At 59.4% G+C, this 20,911-nt stretch carries 17 protein-coding genes, 1 tRNA gene and 1 pseudogene; 10 read left to right on the top strand and 9 right to left on the bottom strand.

Annotated features, from left to right (window positions below; all coding sequences use genetic code 11):
* The first annotated feature begins 80 nt into the window (after positions 1-80).
* From CQ012_RS06960 to CQ012_RS06970, 3 genes are all read left to right on the top strand, one after another.
* Positions 81-155, top strand: a tRNA-Gln gene (locus CQ012_RS06960).
* A 133-nt stretch (positions 156-288) separates the two neighbouring features.
* The gene (gene glmU, locus CQ012_RS06965) at positions 289-1,740 is read left to right on the top strand and encodes a bifunctional UDP-N-acetylglucosamine diphosphorylase/glucosamine-1-phosphate N-acetyltransferase GlmU (RefSeq protein WP_388024133.1); all 1,452 of its coding nucleotides are present in this window, start codon (positions 289-291) and stop codon (positions 1,738-1,740) included.
* 72 nt (positions 1,741-1,812) lie between these two features.
* A complete protein-coding gene (locus CQ012_RS06970; RefSeq protein WP_105657098.1) occupies positions 1,813-2,793 on the top strand; it encodes a ribose-phosphate diphosphokinase in 981 nt (326 codons plus the stop codon).
* Between the two features lie 1,158 nt (positions 2,794-3,951).
* Here CQ012_RS06970 and CQ012_RS17400 read toward each other — a convergent pair.
* The gene (locus CQ012_RS17400) at positions 3,952-4,263 is read right to left on the bottom strand and encodes a hypothetical protein (protein WP_146112921.1); all 312 of its coding nucleotides are present in this window, start codon (positions 4,261-4,263) and stop codon (positions 3,952-3,954) included.
* A 119-nt stretch (positions 4,264-4,382) separates the two neighbouring features.
* Positions 4,383-4,994, bottom strand: coding sequence for a GNAT family N-acetyltransferase (locus CQ012_RS06980; protein ID WP_105661733.1), 612 nt, complete (start codon positions 4,992-4,994; stop codon positions 4,383-4,385).
* A gap of 656 nt (positions 4,995-5,650) precedes the next feature.
* On the opposite strand from CQ012_RS06980, the gene CQ012_RS06985 reads away from it, so the two are divergent.
* The 5 genes and pseudogenes from CQ012_RS06985 to sufU all read left to right on the top strand — a co-directional run bounded on the left by CQ012_RS06985 (position 5,651) and on the right by sufU (position 9,061).
* Positions 5,651-5,947: a hypothetical protein gene (locus CQ012_RS06985; protein WP_146112922.1), complete on the top strand. Its 297-nt coding sequence runs from the start codon at positions 5,651-5,653 to the stop codon at positions 5,945-5,947.
* A 214-nt stretch (positions 5,948-6,161) separates the two neighbouring features.
* Positions 6,162-6,434 (top strand): annotated as a pseudogene (locus CQ012_RS06990) (50S ribosomal protein L25); the annotation flags it as partial.
* A 42-nt stretch (positions 6,435-6,476) separates the two neighbouring features.
* The gene (pth, locus tag CQ012_RS06995; RefSeq protein WP_105657104.1) at positions 6,477-7,058 is read left to right on the top strand and encodes an aminoacyl-tRNA hydrolase; all 582 of its coding nucleotides are present in this window, start codon (positions 6,477-6,479) and stop codon (positions 7,056-7,058) included.
* Between the two features lie 257 nt (positions 7,059-7,315).
* Positions 7,316-8,608: a SufS family cysteine desulfurase gene (locus CQ012_RS07000; RefSeq protein WP_105657292.1), complete on the top strand. Its 1,293-nt coding sequence runs from the start codon at positions 7,316-7,318 to the stop codon at positions 8,606-8,608.
* Positions 8,609-9,061: a Fe-S cluster assembly sulfur transfer protein SufU gene (gene sufU / locus CQ012_RS07005; RefSeq protein WP_105657105.1), complete on the top strand. Its 453-nt coding sequence runs from the start codon at positions 8,609-8,611 to the stop codon at positions 9,059-9,061.
* An 80-nt stretch (positions 9,062-9,141) separates the two neighbouring features.
* Here sufU and nhaA read toward each other — a convergent pair whose 3' ends face one another.
* Both nhaA and CQ012_RS07015 read right to left on the bottom strand, forming a co-directional pair.
* Positions 9,142-10,491 (bottom strand): Na+/H+ antiporter NhaA, encoded by a 1,350-nt coding sequence (nhaA, locus tag CQ012_RS07010; protein WP_105661735.1) that lies wholly within the window; start codon positions 10,489-10,491, stop codon positions 9,142-9,144.
* Positions 10,492-10,661: 170 nt separating this feature from the next.
* Positions 10,662-11,156, bottom strand: coding sequence for a DUF2505 domain-containing protein (locus CQ012_RS07015; protein WP_105657107.1), 495 nt, complete (start codon positions 11,154-11,156; stop codon positions 10,662-10,664).
* A 240-nt stretch (positions 11,157-11,396) separates the two neighbouring features.
* Here CQ012_RS07015 and mfd point away from each other — a divergent pair, with 240 nt between their 5' ends.
* Positions 11,397-15,011 (top strand): transcription-repair coupling factor, encoded by a 3,615-nt coding sequence (gene mfd / locus CQ012_RS07020; RefSeq protein ID WP_105661736.1) that lies wholly within the window; start codon positions 11,397-11,399, stop codon positions 15,009-15,011.
* A 60-nt stretch (positions 15,012-15,071) separates the two neighbouring features.
* Here the strand turns inward: mfd and CQ012_RS07025 are convergent, their stop codons facing one another.
* The 5 genes from CQ012_RS07025 to CQ012_RS07045 all read right to left on the bottom strand — a co-directional run bounded on the left by CQ012_RS07025 (position 15,072) and on the right by CQ012_RS07045 (position 19,273).
* Positions 15,072-15,566: a tetratricopeptide repeat protein gene (locus CQ012_RS07025; protein ID WP_105661737.1), complete on the bottom strand. Its 495-nt coding sequence runs from the start codon at positions 15,564-15,566 to the stop codon at positions 15,072-15,074.
* An 84-nt stretch (positions 15,567-15,650) separates the two neighbouring features.
* Positions 15,651-15,908, bottom strand: a complete 258-nt coding sequence (locus CQ012_RS07030) for a hypothetical protein (protein ID WP_105657110.1) — start codon at positions 15,906-15,908, stop codon at positions 15,651-15,653.
* A gap of 35 nt (positions 15,909-15,943) precedes the next feature.
* Complete coding sequence (gene deoC, locus CQ012_RS07035; protein WP_388024126.1) at positions 15,944-16,630, bottom strand: deoxyribose-phosphate aldolase; 687 nt, start codon at positions 16,628-16,630, stop codon at positions 15,944-15,946.
* 59 nt (positions 16,631-16,689) lie between these two features.
* Positions 16,690-18,420: a phospho-sugar mutase gene (locus CQ012_RS07040; protein ID WP_105661907.1), complete on the bottom strand. Its 1,731-nt coding sequence runs from the start codon at positions 18,418-18,420 to the stop codon at positions 16,690-16,692.
* Between the two features lie 52 nt (positions 18,421-18,472).
* On the bottom strand, positions 18,473-19,273 hold the full coding sequence (locus tag CQ012_RS07045) for a purine-nucleoside phosphorylase (protein WP_105661739.1): 801 nt from the start codon (positions 19,271-19,273) through the stop codon (positions 18,473-18,475).
* Between the two features lie 126 nt (positions 19,274-19,399).
* Between CQ012_RS07045 and CQ012_RS07050 the strand changes: the two genes are divergently transcribed.
* Entirely contained in the window at positions 19,400-20,809 is a 1,410-nt protein-coding gene (locus CQ012_RS07050; protein WP_181148819.1) for an NAD(P)H-quinone dehydrogenase, read from the top strand.
* Positions 20,810-20,911: the final 102 nt, after the last annotated feature.

A 20,911-nucleotide genomic window follows, 5' to 3' on the forward strand; every position in this document is an offset into this window, starting at 1 on the left:
TGTTTTGCGATTTCGCACATCGGGCTGATCATGGCAGAATAATTAGCGTGCTTGTCGGGCATGACCTGCGCAAGCCATTTTCCGCCCTGGTGTAATGGCAACACGCCAGCCTTTGGAGCTGTGCATTCTAGGTTCGAATCCTAGGGGCGGAACCAATGATGAAGCGTCACGCAAGTGGCGCTTTTATTTTTTAACCAGTTTCAGCGCACCCCGGAGCTCGCGATAGACTTGCTTTGAGGTTTTACTTCTCTGCCCAAAACCTTGAATCCAATTTGCAGGAGAATGCACTTGAGTGATCAGGTCAACGCACCAGTAGCTGTCATCGTCCTAGCCGCCGGCGCTGGCACTCGCATGAAATCGGCGAAGCCGAAGATCATGCATGAAATCGCAGGTCGGTCGATGATTGGCCACGCACTCTACGCGGCTTCCGCGTTGGAGCCGCAGAACCTGGTAGCGGTGGTCCGCCACCAGCGTGATCTGGTCGCAGAGCACATTCTGGGACAGTTCCCTTCCATCACCATTGCCGACCAGGATGAAATCCCGGGTACCGGCCGCGCCGTGCAGTTGGGCTTGGAAGCCGTGGACCCATCGCTTGAAGGCACCGTTGTGGTGACCTATGGCGATGTGCCGTTGCTCACCAGCGAGGTGCTCCAGGAACTGGTTGCTACGCACGAGTCGAACCGCAACTCCGTGACCGTGCTGACCACCGAATTGGATGACCCTAACGGCTACGGCCGCATCCTGCGCGATGAACAGGGCGAGGTGGCAGGAATCCGCGAGCAGAAGGACGCTTCGGCAGAAGAACTGCTGATCAAGGAAATCAACTCCGGCATCTACGCTTTCGATGCCCAGATCCTGCGTTCGGCGCTGACCGAGGTCACCACCGAAAATGCGCAGGGCGAAATGTACCTGACCGATGTGCTCGCCATCGCCCGCGCACGCGGTGGCCGCGTCGCCTCCTCGCAGATCGCTGACCGCTGGCAGATCGAGGGCGCCAACGACCGCGTCCAGGTTTCCAATCTGGCCCGCATCTACAACGAGCGCAAGACCGAATTCTGGATGCGCCAGGGCGTGACCATCGTTGATCCGGCGACCACGTGGATCGACGCTGACGTCATGATCGGCCAGGACGCCACCCTCAAGCCAGGCACCCAGCTGCACGGCGAGACCATCATCGGCGCCAATGCCACTGTTGGCCCGGACAGCACCCTGACCAACGTGGTTGTTGGCCAGCGCGCTACCGTGAAGCGCACCGACGCCACCGACTCGCGCATCGCTGATGGCGCCTCGGTTGGCCCGTTCGCCTACCTGCGTCCCGGCACCGACCTCGGTGCGGATGGCAAGATCGGCGCCTTCTACGAAACCAAGAACGTCACGATTGGCCGTGGCTCCAAGCTCTCGCACCTCGGCTACGCCGGAGATGCTGAAATCGGTGAATTCACCAATATCGGCTGCGGCAACATCACCGCAAACTACGATGGCGAAAAGAAGCACCGCACCAAGATCGGTTCGCATGTGCGCACCAGCTCCAACACCGTATTCGTTGCCCCGGTTGAAATCGGGGACGGCGCCTACACCGGAGCCGGAGCCATCGTCCGCAAGAACGTCCCGGCCGGTGCCTTGGCACTGTCTGTGGCACCGCAGCGCAACTCCGAGGGGTGGACGCTGGAAAAGCGCCCAGGCACCTCCTCGGCTGACGCAGCGTTCAAGTCCTCGCTGAACTCTTCGGCTTCCGAGTAATTCAGCTACAGACTTCATTTCCTCGACAACAACCTCATACGTGATAGCGAAGCGAGCGAGAAAGCAAACCCCATGAGTGAAATCAGCCATAACGTCGACAAGAAGCTGGTGCTGGCCACCGGTCGTGCGCACCCTGAGCTGGCTGCAGAAGTAGCCAAGGAACTCGACACCGAACTGCTGCCGTTGAACGCCTACGACTTCGCCAATGGCGAGATCTACGTGCGTTCGGATGAGTCGGTTCGCGGCAAGGACGTTTTCCTGCTGCAGTCCTACCCAGCACCAACGAACAACTGGCTGATGGAACAGCTGATCATGATTGACTCGATGAAGCGTGCTTCGGCCCGCCGCATCACTGTCGTGGCGCCGTTCTACCCTTACGCGCGCCAGGACAAGAAGGGCCGCGGCCGCGAGCCGATCTCGGCCCGCCTGGTTGCCGACCTGTTCAAGACCGCCGGTGCTGACCGCGTGATTTCCTGCGATCTGCACACCGCGCAGATCCAGGGCTTCTTCGACGGTCCGGTGGACCACCTGTTCGGCTTCCCGTTGCTGGCTGACTACATCAAGTCCAAGGTCGATGTAAATGAAGTCACCGTGGTTTCCCCTGACACCGGCCGCGTGCGCGTTGCCGAGCAGTGGGCAGATCGACTGGGCGGCACCCCGCTGGCCTTCGTCCACAAGTCCCGCGATCTGACGGTGCCTAACCAGGCCGAGTCCAAGACCGTGGTTGGCCAGGTGGAGGGCCGCATCGCGATCCTGATCGACGACATGATCGACACCGGCGGAACCATCGCAGGCGCTGTGCGCGTGCTGAAGGAAGCCGGCGCCAAGGACGTCATCATCGCGGCTACCCACGCGGTCTTCTCGGATCCGGCTGCCCAGCGTTTGGCTGATTGCGGTGCCCGCGAGGTTGTTGTCACCAACACCCTGCCAATCCCTGAAGAGAAGCGTTTCGAGAACCTCACCGTGCTCTCGATCGCCCCGACGATCGCCCGCGCGATCTCGGAAGTATTCCACGACGGTTCGGTCACGAACCTGTTTGACGGCCGCGCCTAGCAGCCCTCGTTTCGCAAAGCCTCTGGCCGGCACCTTAGGGTGCCGGCCAGAGGCGGTTAAGCGATCATTGACAGTGCCCGTAAGAGGAACCTCAGCTGGGACGCTGTCTCCGACTCTGATAGTCGAAGGTAACTAGGGCGACAGTATTTCCCAGTAACGTACTGGTGCATGCTTGTATATTGGTCCCATGCGCGCCATAGAAACAGTTCACGCGGAACCACGCGACTCGGATGATTCGCCCTGTTACCGAGTCAATTTTTGGGAAAAACCTCGTCCTGGGTATAGCTGGAACTTAGATGCTTTTGTACTGATTGGAGTGCAGGACGTATCTGAGGCACTCCGTTGGGTGGAGGAGCACGCGAATGGGAGGCCCTTCGAACTGTTCGCAGAAATGGGCTCCGAGCCCGAGAAACCGCTCGGTACTCCGCGAAAAGCATCTCTTATCCGTTTACTCGGAAACAATCCCAATGCTGGTTAAGCCTGCGAGGGTTATTAACAATTGACGTTCGGATCGCAGCGCTAAATAACATCAAGTGCGCTCCCGGCAGAGGAACCTTCTGCGGGACGCCGCGCTCCACACATTTCTTTTTGCAGACCCATCAACCTTGGATCCTCATCGGCGCTACAAACATCGCTGGATTGCCAGTTGTTAGCATGAGACCATGCGAACCGCCACAGCTATATCCACCATTGCACTTTTAAGCTTGCTTCTTTGCTCGTGTTCGCCAGGTGGAGTGAGCATACCGTCGGGTCATGAAGACCTTCCGCAATGCCCTCCAGCTTTGATTGAAGCAAATGGCCTGCGCGATCTCGGAGAACCTGGCTGTAACTTGCAAGGGTCTTCTCTCGTTCTTCCAGATGGAACAACCTTAGAAGTTGGCGAAGTTGGAGCAGTCCAAAGCCAACAGTTCATTTCGAGCGAGGGGTCTCAAAACTCAGAGTATTTGGTGGTGAATTGGGGTGTTCCTGGCGTAGGAGTCAGCAAAATTACGTCTGGGGAAACCGTCAGTTGGGCAACTAGCGATGCTGCACGATACCTTCAAGAGCAACAGCTACGACTTTAGGCTTTCAAGGCGCCCGGGCACTAACGGATTGCGGGACAATATCCGTTCTGATACTTCCGAGATCCGGCATATACGACTTTGAATCGTTGTACGACTAATTCTTCGGAATTTTAGTAAGGCTGAACGGAGTATGGTTCAACAAACCATTGCGAGCTATCAGCGTAGTTTCGTGGTCTTTCCCCACGGTGAAAGTCGTTGGCGATTGTCCCATGAGACTTTCAGAACCTCGATAGCGGATGCCCGCGCTAACGACGTGATCGCCAGCTTCTACAAAGCTTTTCCAAGGAACGCCCCATTGCGCGGGGTGTTCAACACCGTCGACGGACACGAACGGTTTAGCAAAGACACGAAGGAACGTTGAAGAGATCCAGTGCGGATGCACAGTGATTACTAGAGAAGATGGCATTTTCCTAGCCTATCCAAATACCCCATTGTTCCTGCTTTTCTAGCTGGGGAGTCAAGCCCTATAGCCGGCCCCGCTGGAGGAGAGCCTGCAAGGGGAACCTCCTGCGGGCAGTCGAAGGGCTATGCCTCGAGAATAACGCTGGTTTGGGTTCCTACGTATTCGAATCCTGCGCGGAGTGCCGTGCGAATCGAAGCGGTATTGTCCGTGCGGGCGCGCCACTGCGGAATGAGACCGCAGTTCATTGCTTGTTCCATTGCGATTGCAACAGCATTAGAACCGAACCCACTTTGCCGTTTCTCGGGTGCTGTGAGGACTCCGAGGTGAGCCAGTTTTCCTTCCCAAATATCGTAACCGGCACCCGCCAGTGGTTGTGGCCCATTGTTGCAATCGCTGAGTAGGACAAAGGTACTCTCCATCTCGCTCAAGCCTACTTCCGCCGAATCGTCGGGCAGGCAGATGTTCTCCAGTGCAATAGCGTGCTCTTGCTGGCGGCTCGCTGTCGGTCGGAGACTTGGGGTCGGTGGTGCTGTGTCGCAGTAATACAGTTCCGCTTCGCCGAGAGCTTGGCCGCCATATGGAGCGCTGATTTCCATCAGTTTCGCATGACTGGCAAGTTCGGCGTCGGTCAAGTTTTGGGCAGCTTCTTTCGCCCAGGAAGGGCCTACCAGAATCCCAGTTCCGAACAAGGAAACAAACATGAGCAGGGCACTATCGTCCTTTTCGCGATACACCCGATTGCCTTCGATTTCCAGAGCTTCCGGGGGGACGCCAAGGATCTGCGCCTAAGCCAATTGAATACTTGTGATGGTGCTGGATTTTAGCTTCATCCAGAAAGACTAGCCGATTCGAGAAGTAAGGATTGCTTAACTAATTTCAAGGAAAGAATATGAATAATGAATCCGGCCAAATATCAATGAACCCCAATTTAGTTTCCTAGCAGTCGACCTGAATTTGGGTGACATGCTCCTATAATCCTCATGGCCAGCCAAGGATTTTTACATTCCCGCAAGCCGGTCGTCATACGGGATATACGTGTTCTTGACTCGGCTAATTTTTGAAACACCGAGTTTTCAAACACTTCGGATTCCCATATACCCCGCCCGAGAAAATGCCCGGTGAAGGTGCCTTATACAGACACGGAAAACTATTATTTATGGTGGATCAAGGACCAAGAGGGGCAGCATGGAACTTGGCATACGCCAGGTCGCTGTGGGAGGGCTGGAACGCGCTGAGCTACTGCAACGCATGGTCCAAACAGGGGTTCAGCTTAACGACTACGCCAAAATGCTGTTAGCCCACCGGATTTTCGATGAGGTTGTGTCGGCCCCAAAAGGTGACCGTGGTAAGTCGTAATCTGCGACAGCTTGGTCTGGAGGTCGGAGCAACGTTGACTCAGGTCCTTGAACGCGCAGTCAGCGTCGGATTGAAGTTGTGCCCCGCCATGACCGGCCCGTATATGCGACTGGATTTCCTAGACCAAGCGTCTTCCAACAATTCAGTGCTCAGTGATGGGAAGAAGCCGGCTGATTCGTTGACCGTCGCTTCCGCGGCACCCGGCGATCAGGAATTCCCGCGCGGATTCTATCTGCGGATGGTGGATGGAGTGCCGTGGCTGCGCGGTTATCGCTGCGATGACGCCCACGGCTTTACGCTGGACGATACTTTTATTTTCCAAAGCCGTTGAGCGGAATCCAGGAATAGTGGCGTTCGCTACAGGTTTTCCCGTTGGCGATGGCAGCTGGTAGAATTGTTGACTGTGCCCAGGCGAGGGAAACACCAGCAATGGTGGGACCGTTATCGACAAGGCCGGAAAAGCTCTTTCATCTCCTAGATGTTGGATGCTTCCCGAGTCCACGCAAGGGCCTTAACGAAGCATTCATTTCCTAAGGAGAATTATCATGGCATCTGTCAACCTTGACGCCGTTGTACGTAGCGATTTCGGCAAGGGCGCTGCCCGCCAGGCTCGCCGCGATGGCCAGATCCCAGCAGTTGTCTACGGTGCAGGCTCCGAGCCACAGCACGTACTGCTTCCAGGCCGCGAAACCACCCTGGCCGTTCGCGACCGCGGTGTTGAGCTGGTTCTGAACATCGAAGGCAAGACCGTGAAGACCACCATCAAGGACATCCAGATCCACGCGCTGAACCGCACCGTTGATCACATGGACCTGATCATCGCTGCCTAATTACAGCGAACTAGGTTTTAGCTGAGCATCATGAGTGATGGAACTTGGCTCGTAGCCGGACTCGGGAACCCCGGGTCCGGCTACGCTGGCAATAGACACAATATCGGGCAGATGGTGCTCGATGAACTGGCTCATCGAGTCGGCTCGAAATTCAAGACCCACTCCTCGCGTTCCCAGGTTGTCGAAGGACGCATGGGGGTTGGCGGTCCACGCATCGTGCTGGCCAAGCCCATGGTTTTCATGAATCTTTCGGGCGGGCCGGTAGCTAACGCGGCGAAGTTCTTCGGCATCGATGCCGCCCGGCTGATTGTCGTGCACGACGAGATTGACATTCCCTTCGATACCATCAAGCTCAAGCGCGGTGGCGGTGAAGGCGGGCATAACGGCCTGCGGGATATCTCAAAGGCCATGGGCTCCAAGGACTACCTGCGCGTGCGCGCAGGCGTTGGGCGCCCTCCGGGCCGCATGGATACTGCCAAATGGGTTTTGCAGGACTTCTCCAAGACCGAAAAGGCCGATCTTCCGTTTCTGATCGACAATTGCGCTGACGCAGTGGAATTGCTGATGAACTCGGGATTGGAAGCTGCCCAGGCAAAATTCCATATCAGCTGACCGCTGATCCCTATGGGGCGCGGTGAAGCCAAGCGGGGACCGCTGGGGACTTGAACGGTCCGCAGCGGTCCTCGACTTCATTAAATTAGGAAAGCTATGGACCGAGGCGTTCCTTACTAAGGCCTAACTTAGATGTGCTTCGAGGCCCGGAGTGGAATAATTACCCAATGTACCCCTTGCCTAATAGGCCTGTGACGATTCTTTGCCACGGCCTGTCCGGCATCCATGACAATTATTCGGAGGACCACGTGCACACGATGACCGGTCAGCCAGAAGCCCTTGAGGCGTTGACAGCTGGAGAAGTTGAGCGCATCAAGGCCGACTTTGAAATTCTGGAGCACCAAGTCAACGGCGTTGACGTTGTGTACCTGGACTCCGGCGCCACCAGCCAGAAGCCGCGTTGCGTCTATGAAGCCGAGCAGCACTACTACGAGAACGCCAACGCAGCAGTACACCGCGGTGCGCATTCCTTGGCAGTTGAAGCTACCGAGATCTATGAGGAAGCACGCGAGAAGGTCGCCAAGTTCATCGGTGCACGCACCAACGAACTGGTGTGGACTGCCAATGCCACCGAAGCGCTGAACCTGATCAGCTACTCGATGTCCAATGCCTCCTTGGGGCGCGGGGGAGAGGCCGCGGCCCGATTCCGCTTGGGCCCGGGCGATGAAATCCTCACCACCGAACTTGAACACCACGCGAACCTGATCCCGTGGCAGGAACTGGCTTTCCGCACCGGTGCTACGCTGCGCTATGTGCCCGTCACCGAAGATGGTGCACTGCGCTACGAATTGCTTGATGAGCTGGTTACCGAGAAAACCAAGCTCGTTGCCTTCACCCACGTTTCGAATGTGCTGGGTACCATCACCGATACCCAGAAGTTCGTTGACGCTGCCCGCAAGGTCGGGGCCCTGACCGTGCTGGACGGATGCCAGTCCGTGCCGCACCTGCCGGTCGACGTGAAAGCCCTGGACGTTGACTTCATGGCCTTCTCCGGCCACAAGATGCTCGGCCCAACCGGAATCGGCGCACTCTACGGCCGTGAAGAACTGCTCAACGCAATGCCACCGTTCCTCACGGGTGGATCGATGATCACCGTGGTGGACATGGAGCACGCAGAATACATGCCATCGCCGCAGCGTTTCGAGGCCGGAACCCAGCGCATCGCCCAGACCCACGGCTTGGCTACCGCAGTCAGCTACCTGGATGAAATCGGCATGGGCCGTATCGCGGCCTGGGAAGAGCACCTCGGAGCAATGCTCTATGAGGGCATCTCGAAAATCGAAGGCGTGCGCGTCTTCGGTCCGGCCGACGCGCAGCGTATCGGTACTGTCCCGTTTGAAGTGATCGGGGTGCACCCGCATGATGTCGGCCAATACCTCGACTCGCGCGGCATTGCGGTACGCGTGGGCCACCACTGTGCGCAGCCGCTGCACCGCGCCCTGGGCGTGAATTCCACGACCCGCGCCAGCACCTATCTGTACAACACGGAAGAAGACATCAAGGCCCTGCTTGAGGCCTTGAGCTCCGTGCGCGAATACTTTGGAGTTTAAATGAACGAATTGGATCAGCTATACCAACAGGTCATCTTGGACCACTCGAAGCGCCGCATCGGTTCGCCGCTGGTTGAGACCACCGAAGGATTGCTGCACGGCGAGTCCCACCAGCACAACCCGATCTGCGGCGACCAGATCCGTGTCCGCGTAGAGCTTGATGACCAGGAGCATTTCACGTCGATGAGCTGGGAAGGCGATGGGTGCTCCATCTCCATGGCCTCTGCCTCGGTGCTGGCCGAGATGCTGCCTGAGCTGACCAAGGAAGAATTTCTTGGGAAGAGGGACTATTTCCGCGAGATGATGCGCTCCAAGGGAAACTTCCAGCCGGATGAAGAGGTGCTGGAAGACGCCGCTGCCTTCGTCGGCGTCTCGAAGTTCCCCGCACGCGTCAAGTGCGCAATGCTCGCTTGGGTAGCCGCTGAGGTCGCCATGCACGAGGCCCGCAAATAGTAGCAAAACCAAATAGCTCGGGCGCCGGCTTCCACATGTGGAAGCCGGCGCCCGAGCTATTTCTTCAGGATTCCAGAAGGCTACTTTCCTTCGTCGTCCTGCTGGTACACATCAGGGATGCCATCCTTATCGGCATCGCGGGTCTCGCGCTCGTGGATGACCTTGTATCGGCGGTTACGGGGAATCAGCCACAGGGCACCGAGGATCGCGGCAACGAATGAACCAGCCAGGATTGCTACCTTGGCATGCTCATAGTGCGCCGACTCCAAGCCGAAGGACAATTCGGAGACCAGCAGGGATACGGTGAAACCGATACCTGCCAGCAACGTGACACCCAGCAGGTCGCCCCAGCGGGCATCCTTGTCCAGCGAGGCCTTGGTGAACCGGGTCAGCACCCAGGTCGAGCCCATAATGCCGATCGGCTTGCCGAGCACCAGACCCAGCACGATGCCCCAGAACACCGGATCGGTGAGCAGGCCGCCGCTGCCATTGTCAGGGGAAATCACGGTCACGCCGGCGGCGAAGAAGGCGAAGATGGGAATGCATATGCCGGAGGACAGCGGGCGGAAACGGTGCTCGAATCGTTCAGCCAGGCCGATGCCGTCACGGCCATCGGTGCGCTTGACCGGGACACAGAAGCCCAAGACCACACCGGCGATGGTGGCGTGGATGCCGGAGCCGAAGACGAAGATCCAGGTAATGACACCCAGCGGCAGCAGGATTGCCCACGCGGCCCACGCACGCTTGGCGAAGAACTTGCCAAGGAAACGGGCAAGGACCGTGAAGAGAATGATGGGGATCAGCGACAGGCCCAGGTAGGACAGCTTCAGGTCATCGGTGAATATGACGGCGATAATGACAATAGCGATCAGGTCATCGACTACAGCCAGAGTCAGCAGGAAGATGCGCAGCGCTGCGGGAAGCGCCGAACCAATCACCGCGAGCACAGCCACGGCGAACGCAATGTCTGTTGCGGTTGGAATGGCCCAGCCACGCAACAACTCACCGCCACCGGACATGGAAGCGATAGCGACAAAGATCAACGCCGGCACCAGCACGCCGCCAAAAGCGGCCGCTACCGGTACGGCTGCCGTTTTCGCATTGCGCAGATCGCCAATGACGAATTCTTTTTTCAGCTCCAAGCCGGTCAGGAAGAAGAACACCGCCAGCAGAGCATCGGCAGCCCAGTGGCCGATGGACAGATTCAGATCCACACCGAAAAGGGTAGGTCCGAAGTGGAAATCACGCAGTGCGAAGTAGGACTCGCGCAGCGGGGTGTTAGCCCAGATCAATGCCAGCAAAGCGCCGGCGATGAGTACCATGCCGCCGACGGTTTCCTTGCGCAGGATGTCGCCGATACGGATAGATTCTTTATAGCTGGGGCGCGAAAACAGGTTCTTGCTGGAACCCGAAGACGGAGTTTGGGTCATGCTTTTAACTCGCTTATTTCGTTAAATGAATATTTCTCGCCGACCAGACTTCCCGGCACACCTGTCACCAACCCTAGCGCGAACAGTGCTTCAGAGCACAAATCCCCGGACGCTTTGCGAGAAATCGCACGTCCGGGGACTGAATGTGAAACGTAACTATTCGGAGTGGCTTATTTCGAAAGCCAGGCATTGACCTGAGCAGCCTGCAAATTCAGTGCCTTGCCCAGGTAAGGCTCCGCAGCCGAAGCCAACTTGCCGCCGATGAATGGAATCGACGAGGAAACCTTGGCGTCGATGGAGAATTCGGAAGTTTCGCCCTGGGCCTTGAGCTGTTCGGTGCCGCTGACGGTCACCGGAACACCGGCAACGGAGATCTTTACCGTAGCCGAGCGGTTGCCGGCAGCATCTGGTGCTGTCCACTGGTCTACCTGGGTGATCTCGATGGTCGCGCCAACGAACTTGCGGGCGATATCCGGAACGCGATCGGTGGGGACCGAACGAACGGTGGTCACGGTGAAGGCGCCTGCGGTATCGCCGTTCACGGAGAAATCGGTCAAGGAACCGTTGGCGACCTTGGTCAGGTGCTCGGCAAAGCCACGATCGCTAAGCGTAGCGATGACCTGGTCTGCAGGGTGGGCGATCTGAGTGCTTGCGTTCAATGCCATGAAAGCTAATCCCAATCTGGAAATCTAAGTGGCCGGGCAACGAAATCGCAGGCCCGGCAACGGACAGTATTAACACTATCTGCAAAGCCGCATTGGGTAGGCTAGGACTGCACCCAAAACAGCATATTGACGTTTCCGGCCGTGGAAAAACATTCACGGTCGGCGTTAGTGGTGTCGTTTCGACGTAATACAGTATGAATGCACCCGGCCAAGCGTCTGCATGAGAGGACCCGAACCCCCATGAGCCTAAGCGGACTTCATGATTTCCTGCGCGAGGAACCTTCCTTCAGGCGTATTGGGCAAAGCGCAGCTCATGACTACCCGACGCGCAGCGAAGAGCTGGAAATCGCGGCCCCGCAGGGCATGCGACCGATCCTCTCGGCGCATATCAGCCAGGCGCTGCGTGAAAGCAAGCATTCGGGGGTGACGCTCATCGTCACCGCGACCGGCCGTGAAGCCGAAGAAGTCTCCAGCTCACTGGGTGCCTACCTCCCGGCAGGCCAGATCGCCGAGTTCCCTTCTTGGGAAACCTTGCCCCATGAGCGCTTGTCGCCGCGAAGCGATACCGTGGGACGCCGCCTGGAAGTGCTGCGCCGCCTGCACGACCGGGATGAGAGCCTAAACATCATCATTGCTCCAATTCGTGCCGTGCTGCAGCCGTTGGTCGCCGGCCTTGGCGAATTGCGCCCGGTCATCCTGGAACTGGATGCCGAGCCGGGCTTCGATAAAGTCATCAAGGACTTGGCTGCTGCGGCTTATGCCCGAGTGGACATGGTGACGCACCGCGGCGAGTTTGCGGTGCGTGGTGGCATCATCGATGTTTTCCCGCCGACATTGGACCATCCGGTCCGTATTGATTTCTTCGGGGACCAGATCGACTCGATGCGATTCTTCGCCATCGCAGATCAGCGGTCCACTGATGATCCCGGTCCCACCCGGATCATTGCCACGCCCTGCCGTGAAATGCTCATCACCCCGCAGGTGATGAGCCGGGCAGCGAATCTGAAGAACCATTTCCCGGCGGCCCAGGAAATGCTCACCAAGATTGCCGGCGGCATCGCTGTTGAAGGCATGGAATCCTTGGCTCCGCTGCTGGTGGACAAGATGGTTCCGCTGCTGTCCTTGTTGCCGGAATCGTCCATTGCGCTGGTGATGGAGCCAGAGCGCGTGCGCGCCCGCGCGCATGACCTGAACGCCACCAATGCCGAATTCCTGGCTGCCGCGTGGGCTTCGGCTTCGGATGGAGCCAGCGCTCCGTTGGATCTGACCACCGCGGATTCCGAGCGAAAGCTGGCTACCGGTGATTTTGCCTCGCTGGCAGAAACCGTAGAACACGCACAAGCCGCCAAGGTTTCCTGGTGGGCTATTACCTCCCTGGGTGCCGATGACGAGCTGGATTTGGGCGCGGCCACCATCCGTGTCCCGGCCCGTGAACCGCACGGCTACCAGGGCGACATCGAGGCGATGATGGAATTCATCGCCGGACGCGTCAAGGACCAATGGCGTTTCGTCGTGGCTACCGAGGGTCCCGGCCCGGCAGCCCGCCTCTCGGAGCTTTTCGCCGAGTTCAAGATCCCGGCACACAGGGTGGATGACCTGTCCGCGGAACCCACCGCTGGACTGATCGAGATCACCCAGGCCACCGCCGGCCGCGGGTTTGTCTTCGAGGAACTGAAGCTGGGACTGCTCACCGAAGCAGACTTGCTGGGCCGCTCCAGCGCGTACCCGAACCGCAAGGGCCGCAAGCTGACGGTCAAGCGCAAGCGCAATGCCGTTGATCCGCTGAGCCTGCAGGCCGGGGACTACATCGTCCACGAACAGCACGGCATCGGCAAGTTCGTCGAGCTGATGGCCCGCAAGGTCAATGGCTCGGGCAAGGACGCCAAGCGCGAGTACCTGGTGGCGGAGTACGCCTCTTCCAAGCGCGGAGCCCCGGGGGACCGTCTGTTCGTCCCGATGGACCAGCTTCATATGGTCACCCGGTATGTCGGCGGCGAAGCTCCGACCTTGTCCAAAATGGGCGGTTCGGACTGGGCCAGCACCAAGTCCAAGGCGCGCAAAGCCGTCAAGGAAATTGCTGGCGACCTGATTAAGCTCTACTCGGCACGCATGGCCAGCCGTGGCCACGCCTTCGCATCAGACACCCCGTGGCAGAACGAGCTGGAAGAAGCCTTCGCGTTCATCGAGACTCCGGATCAGCTCACCGCCATCAACGAGGTGAAATCCGATATGGAGAAGGAAATCCCGATGGACCGGTTGATTTCCGGTGACGTGGGCTTTGGCAAAACCGAAATCGCGGTTCGCGCCGCCTTCAAGGCCGTCCAGGACTCCAAGCAGGTTGCCGTGCTGGTTCCTACCACCCTGCTGGCTTCCCAGCATCACCAGACCTTCACCGAACGCTATTCGGGCTTCCCAGTCCGCGTGAAGACCCTCTCGCGTTTCCAGAGCGCCAAGGAATCGAAGGAAATCCTGGCCGGCCTCAAGGACGGCAGCGTGGACATTGTCATCGGCACCCACCGCCTGCTCTCCAAGAACGTGGAGTTCAAGAACCTGGGCCTGGTCATCATTGACGAGGAACAGCGCTTCGGAGTGGAGCACAAGGAAGAGCTCAAGAAGATGCGCACCAACGTGGATGTGCTGGCGATGAGCGCCACCCCGATCCCGCGTACCTTGGAGATGTCGCTGACCGGCATCCGCGAAACCTCCACCTTGGCGACCCCGCCCGAAGAACGCCATCCGGTGCTGACCTACGTGGGTCCACGCAGCGACAAGCAGATTTCCGCGGCCATCAAGCGTGAGCTGATGCGCGATGGCCAGGTGTTCTTCGTGCACAACCGGGTCAGCTCCATTGAGCGGGTGGCGGCCGAATTGCGCGAGCTGGCCCCCGAAGCGCGCGTGGAGGTAGCCCACGGCAAGATGAGCGAATCCCGGCTGGAGCGGATCATCCAGGACTTCTGGGAGAAGAAATTCGACGTGCTGGTCTCCACCACCATCATCGAAACCGGCCTGGATATTTCCAATGCGAACACGCTGATTGTGGACCGCGCGAACAACTACGGCCTGTCCCAGCTGCACCAGCTGCGCGGGCGCGTAGGGCGCGGCCGTGAGCGTGCCTACGCCTACTTCCTGTGGGATGTAGAGAAACCGCTGGGGGAGGTCGCCCTGGAGCGCCTGAAAGCCGTTGCCGCGCACAACGAGCTTGGCTCCGGCTACCAGCTGGCCATGAAGGACCTGGAACTGCGTGGAGCCGGTAATCTGCTGGGTGGCGAGCAGTCCGGGCATATCGCCGGTGTGGGCTTCGACTTGTACCTGCGCCTGGTAGGCGAGGCCGTGGCCGATTACAAGGGCGAAGGCGAGGAAGAAGCCGCCGAGATGAAGATTGACCTGCCGGTCAATGCCCACCTGCCACACGACTATGTACCTGGTGAACGACTGCGTTTGGAAGCCTATCGCAACATTGCCCAGGCCGAGACCGACGAGGCGCTGGGTGAAGTCCGCGATGAGCTGGTGGATCGCTATGGCAAGCTTCCAACTCCGGTGGAGAACCTCATGCGCGTGGCGGCCCTGCGTATTCGCGCGCGTGCTGCGGGGCTGCATGATATCCAGCAGGTCGGCAACCACATCAAGCTGGCTCCGGCCAGAATTGAAGACCTGCCAGCTTCGCGCCAGGTGCGCTTGGAACGCCTGTACCCGGGGGCTGCGAACAAGCCGGCGCTGAATTCGATCTTCATCCCGAAGCCCAAGACCTCGCCCATTGGCGGACGGGACTTGGCCGACGGGGAGATCCTGGAGTGGGCGGAGAAGCTGCTCTACGCTATTTTCGAGCCAACACCCGCACCGGCAGCAAAGGACTGATTCGGTTGAACTCGCGGGCCAGTAGCATGCCTTTTCCGGCAGGCTGCTGGCCGGCGTTTGCTACCGCTGGCCCGAGGCAGCAGGCGAGGCCAGTTCTCCGGCGTAGCCCTTGATCGCCCGGGCGTAGAGCGAGGCATGGCGCGCTAATGCGCTGACCGCCAGCTGGACCGCTTCGGTGGATTGCCCGGCATCGTGCAGGGCCAGAACCAGGAAGGCCTGGGCGTCGGTAAAGATCGGTGAATCGGCAGTGATCTGCTGCAACAGTTCGATGGACTGGGTGTACTGCCCGAGATTGCGCAGCGTGCTGGCTAGCTGGAGCAGCGCTTCATCGTGCCTTGGCGCTTCCAGCCCAGCTTCCAGTGCCGCCCGGTAGGGGCCGACCGCTTGTTCTTCTTCCCCTAGGTAGTCGTGCAGGGACGCGACCTCGAAGAGCACCCGCGGATCCTGCGGATCCTTGCCCTGCACCAGGAGTGCCAGTTCGGTGCGCAACTGTTCAGAGCGTTTGCCATTGGCTGAGTTCCAGAACTCTTCGATGCGCTGATCCCATGATTCCATGGGGCCAGTCTAAGCGAGGCAAGGCAGATTAAACGCAAGAGAGGGAAACCCGGACACGGGTTTCCCTCTCTTGAAAAGTTCTAATTAATTCTGGTGGGCGTTAGCTGCCGCAACCAGATCCTCAGCCTTTTCCGCGCGACCCATCAGGTGCATCGGGATAGCGAAAGCCAGGAACATCAGAGCGAAGCTGACCAGGGTCGGCCACCAAGCAACCTCAAGGGTCCAGTAGCCCAAGGTGTAGACGCCAGCCGAGAACATCACGAAGAAGATCACGAGGTTGACGATATTGCCGACAAGGCGGCCTTCACCGGAATGGGCAGTGTTCTTGCCGTTCGAGTACACTTTTTCTCCTTGGGAAAACGGATTGGTGCGATTTCCTAGTAGCTGGAACCGCTTTGCTCTCCCTCTAGGATAGCAACTCCTGAGCTAGAACCTAGCCGGGTCGCACCGGCCGCAATCATGGCCCGCGCGGTTTCAACACTGCGAACGCCGCCCGAGGCCTTGACACCCATTTCCGGGCCGACGGTCTTGCGCATCAGCTCGACGTCTTCGACGGTCGCGCCGCCGGTGGAGAAACCGGTGGAAGTCTTGACGAAATCAGCGCCAGCGGCCTTTGCGGCCTCGCAGGCCAGGACCTTGGCTTCCTCGGTGAGCAAGCAGGTTTCGATGATGACCTTCAAGATGGCTCCACCTTCATGCGCGGCCTGCGCAATGGCGAAGATCTCGTTGACCAAGGCATCCCGATCGCCACGCAGGGCGGCGGCAACGTCGATCACCATGTCGATTTCGTTGGCACCGTCTGCAACTGCGTGCTTGGTTTCGAATACCTTGGTATCGGTGGCCGAGGCACCCAGCGGGAAACCGATGACCGAACAGGTCAGTACGTCCGAGCCTTCCAGCTCGCGCGAAACGGTGGAAACCCACAACGGGTTGACGCAGACCGACTTGAAGCCGTACTTCTTGGCTTCCTCGCAGATCTGCACAATTTGTTCGCGGGAAGCATTCTGAGCCAACAGGGTGTGATCGATGTAGCTTGCGATCTCGCGGGCGCTTAGTTCAGTCATCATTTCCTCTAACAATAAAGATTTCAATCATTTCAAATGAAGGTCTCGAAGGGGTAAGCCTAGTTGGCATTCAGGTAAGCTGCCAATTCATCCTTGATTGCCAAGACCTGCGCGGTAGCGCGTTTGCGGGCTTCAGGGACCTCGGCCAGATCATCGACCGGCTCAATAGTTTCCAAGTAGCACTTGAGTTTCGGTTCCGTTCCCGAGGGCCGAACGATCACGCGGGCACCGGAAAATGTATGCAAGACCATGGCGTTGGTCGCAGGGAGCTTCTCGGTGCCCCTGGACAGGTCGGTCACCTCGGAAACCTCGGAGCCGCCCAGCGAGGCCGGAGCGTTCTTGCGGATCCTTTCCATGAGCACCGGGATCTGCGCCAAGTCGGTGAAGCGCAGGGACAGCTGGTCGGTGACGTGCACGCCATGCTTGGCGGCCAGTTCATCCAGGCGGTCCGGGATGGAGCTGCCCGAGGCCTTCAACTGCGCAGCCAGATCGGCCAGGACGATCCCGGCAGAAATCCCGTCTTTGTCGCGCACCAGTTCCGGGGCTACGCAATAGCCCAGGGCTTCTTCGTAGCCGTAGCCCAGGTCCTCAACGCGTGAGATCCACTTGAATCCGGTCAAGGTTTCTTCGTGCTCGCGTCCGGCGTCCTTGGCGATGGCTGCCAGCATGCGCGAAGACACGATGGAATTGGCCAATTTCTTGCCCTCTGGCAAGGTCTTGGAGACCTGGTCCCCGAGCAGCCAACCTACCTCGTCGCCGCGCAGCATCCGCCAGCTGCCGCCGTCGAGGATGGCTGCCGCGCAACGGTCGGCATCGGGGTCATTGGCAATGACCAGATCAGCACCGACCGTGCGGGCCAGTTCCAGCGACAGGTCGATGGCCCCTGGCTCCTCGGGGTTAGGGAACTTCACGGTAGGGAAGAGCGGATCGGGGTGTTCCTGCTCAACGACCATGTGCACGTCGTCGAAACCAGCGTTCAGCAGGGCTTGGCGCATGGTGTGGCCACCCACGCCGTGCATTGCCGAAACCACAATTCGCAGATTCTTGCGTACCAGGCCCTGCGGCTGGTTCGCTTCGATGATCGGGTGGATGGAAGCGAGATAGGCTGCCTCGATATCGCCTTCTTCGCCTGGGGCCGGGAGCACTTCCCAACCGGACTGTGCCAGCGGGATCTGCGCCACTGGCTGGTCATGGTCAATCAAGGAAGCGATCTGCGCATCGATCGGGGAGACGATCTGAGCCCCGCGGCCCGGCGCATCGGTGATCCTGCCGCCCACGTATACCTTGTAGCCGTTGTCCCGTGGGGGGTTGTGGCTGGCCGTGACCATGACACCGGCTTCCGCGCTGAATTCACGAACGGCCCAAGCCAGCACCGGGGTCGGCAAGGCCGAGGGCATCAGCAGCACCTCAAAACCGGCAGCGGCGAAGACGGCGGCTGAATCCTTGGCGAAGGCATCCGAGTTGAAACGGGCATCGAATCCGATGACGACCTTCGGGACATATCCGCCGTTGGCCTTTTCGCCCAGGAAACGGGCGATGCCCGCAGCGGTGCGCAGGACTACCACACGGTTCATGCGCATCGGGCCGGCGCCCAATTCGGCACGCAGGCCTGCGGTGCCGAATTCCAGGACGCCGCTGAAGCGGTCGGCGATGTCCTCGAAGGCCAGCGCGTCGCCGTCGGTGACGCGCTGGATCAGCAATTGCAGTTCTTCCTGCGTTTGCGGATCGGGATCCTGGGCTGCCCATTGGCCCGCCGCATCAAGCAACTGGATTTTCTGCGTGTGATTCACTGATTTCCCTTCGAAGGACACTGACTGCTTCTTTGCGCCGATAATGCGAGGCTTAGAGCTTCGCGATGATCTGTGCCAGCAATTTGGAGATGCGCGGACCGGCGGCCTGGCCGGCCTCGATGACTTCCTCGTGGCTCAGCGGCACCGGGCTGATGCCGGCGGCCAGGTTGGTCACCAGGGAAATGCCGAAGATCTCCATGCCTGCATGGCGGGCGGCTATTGCTTCCAATGCGGTGGACATGCCGACCAGATCAGCACCGATCACCTTGGCGTACTGGACTTCGGCCGGGGTTTCGTAGTGCGGTCCGGTGAACTGCGCGTACACGCCCTGATCCAGGGTCGGATCAACTGCGAGGGCAATCTCGCGCAGGCGCGAGGAGTACAGGTCGGTCAGGTCAACGAAGGTCGCGCCCTCCAAAGGGGAGGCAGCAGTCAAGTTGATGTGGTCCGAGATCATTACCGGGGTGCCTGGGGTCCAGTTCGGATTCAGGCCGCCGCAACCGTTGGTGAGCACCAGCTGCTCGCAGCCGGCAGCTGCCGCGGTGCGGATGGGGTGGACGACAGCACGCACGCCTCGCCCTTCGTAGTAATGGGTGCGGGCACCCAGAACCAGGACCCGCTTTCCAGTGGACGTCAGGATCGAGGAGATGCTGCCCTTGTGCCCGGGTACGGCCGGGGCATGGAAGCCTGGAATGGGGGCGGCATCCAGGGTGTGGGTGGTTTCGCCGATGAGTTCGGCGGCCTGGCCCCAACCGGAGCCCAGGACCACCGCGATGTCGTGTTTTTCGACGCCGGTCTGTTCGGCGATTGCCTGGGCAGCTTGTGCCGCCAGGACCTGTGGGTCATTTTGCATATCAGTCACGGGAAATACGCTACCGGTAGCGGGGCGCTTTGTCAGGTGAAACTAGTGCTTCAGATTCAAAATCACGTTCCGGGATCGTGCTTCGATGTGCGCAATCACCGTGCATGGTGAACAATAGTGAATGTGAGCGCAGATCGTAGGAATGAAGCAACCCGTTTAGTTATTCTCGGCGGAGGACCTGGCGGCTACGAAGCTGCCATGGGTGCAGCCCAGCTGGGCGCCAATGTCACCGTCGTGGAGCGTGCAGGCATGGGCGGTTCAGCGGTGCTGACCGACGTCGTGCCCTCCAAGACCCTGATCGCTACGGCGGACGCAGTGCGCCGGGTGAAGCACGCAGAGACCTTTGGAGTCCACGTTGACGGCCTCGACTCGGCCGTCACCGACTTCTCGGTGGTGAACCACCGCCTGCTGGATCTTGCCAAGGAGCAGTCCTCGGATATCCGCACCACCCTCGAACGCGCTGGCGTGCGCATCGTGATCGGCGAGGGCCGCTTGCTGGACGACCACACGGTTGCCGTATCGCACCCGGATGGTTCCGAGCAGGAAATCGAAGCGGACGCCATGCTGATTGCCGTGGGAGCCCACCCGCGCGAACTGCCTACCGCCAAGCCTGATGGCGAGCGAATCTTCAACTGGACCCAGATCTACAACATGAACGAGGTGCCTGAACACCTGATCGTTGTAGGCTCCGGCGTTACCGGTGCAGAATTCGCTTCGGCGTACAACTTGCTCGGTGCCAAGGTCACGCTGGTTTCCTCGCGCGACCGCGTGCTGCCCGGCGAGGATGCAGACGCAGCTGGCGTGCTGGAAGATGCTTTCAAGGACAACGGCGTTAACGTTGTTTCCCAGGCTCGCGCCGAGGGCGTGGAGCGCCAGGGCGACAGGGTGCTGGTCACCTTGGCGGACGGTCGCGTGCTCGAAGGCAGCCACTGCCTGGTTGCAGTGGGCGGCATCCCCAATACCGCCAACATGGGTCTGGAAGAAGCCGGTGTGCAGCTGACCGACTCGGGCCACATCAAGGTCGATGGCGTTTCGCGCACTACCGCAACCAACATCTACGCTACCGGCGACTGCACGGGCGTCTTCGCCCTGGCTTCGGTAGCAGCCATGCAGGGCCGCATTGCCGTGGCCCACCTGCTCGGCGACTCGGTAAAGCCATTGAACCTGGATCTAGTGGCATCCAACGTCTTCACCTCCCCGGAAATCGCTACCGTGGGTGTGACCCAGCGTGCGGTTGCCGAGGGCAAGTACCAGGCCAACATCATCAAGGTTGACCTGAACACCAACGCTCGCGCCAAGATGATGAACGTGGACCAGGGCTTCGTGAAGATCGTTTCCCGCAAGGGCTCGGGCACTGTTATCGGCGGTGTTGTGGTTGCTCCGCGTGCCAGTGAATTGATCTTCTCGCTGGCACTGGCGGTCCAGAACAGCCTTCATGTTGATGACGTGGCTGAAACCTTCACCGTTTACCCGTCGTTGTCCGGTTCGCTGGCCGAAGCGGCACGTCGCCTGCACCGTCATCGGTAGGTTCTGAAGAACTTTTCCAGGGCGGCATTTCCCTTGCATTCAGGGAGATGCCGTCCTTTTGCCATTAATGCCGTAATACAAGCTCTTGTGACGCCATTCACT

It is taken from the genome of Arthrobacter sp. MYb214 (assembly GCF_002979865.1).
In the GTDB taxonomy this organism is placed as follows: Bacteria; Actinomycetota; Actinomycetes; order Actinomycetales; family Micrococcaceae; genus Glutamicibacter.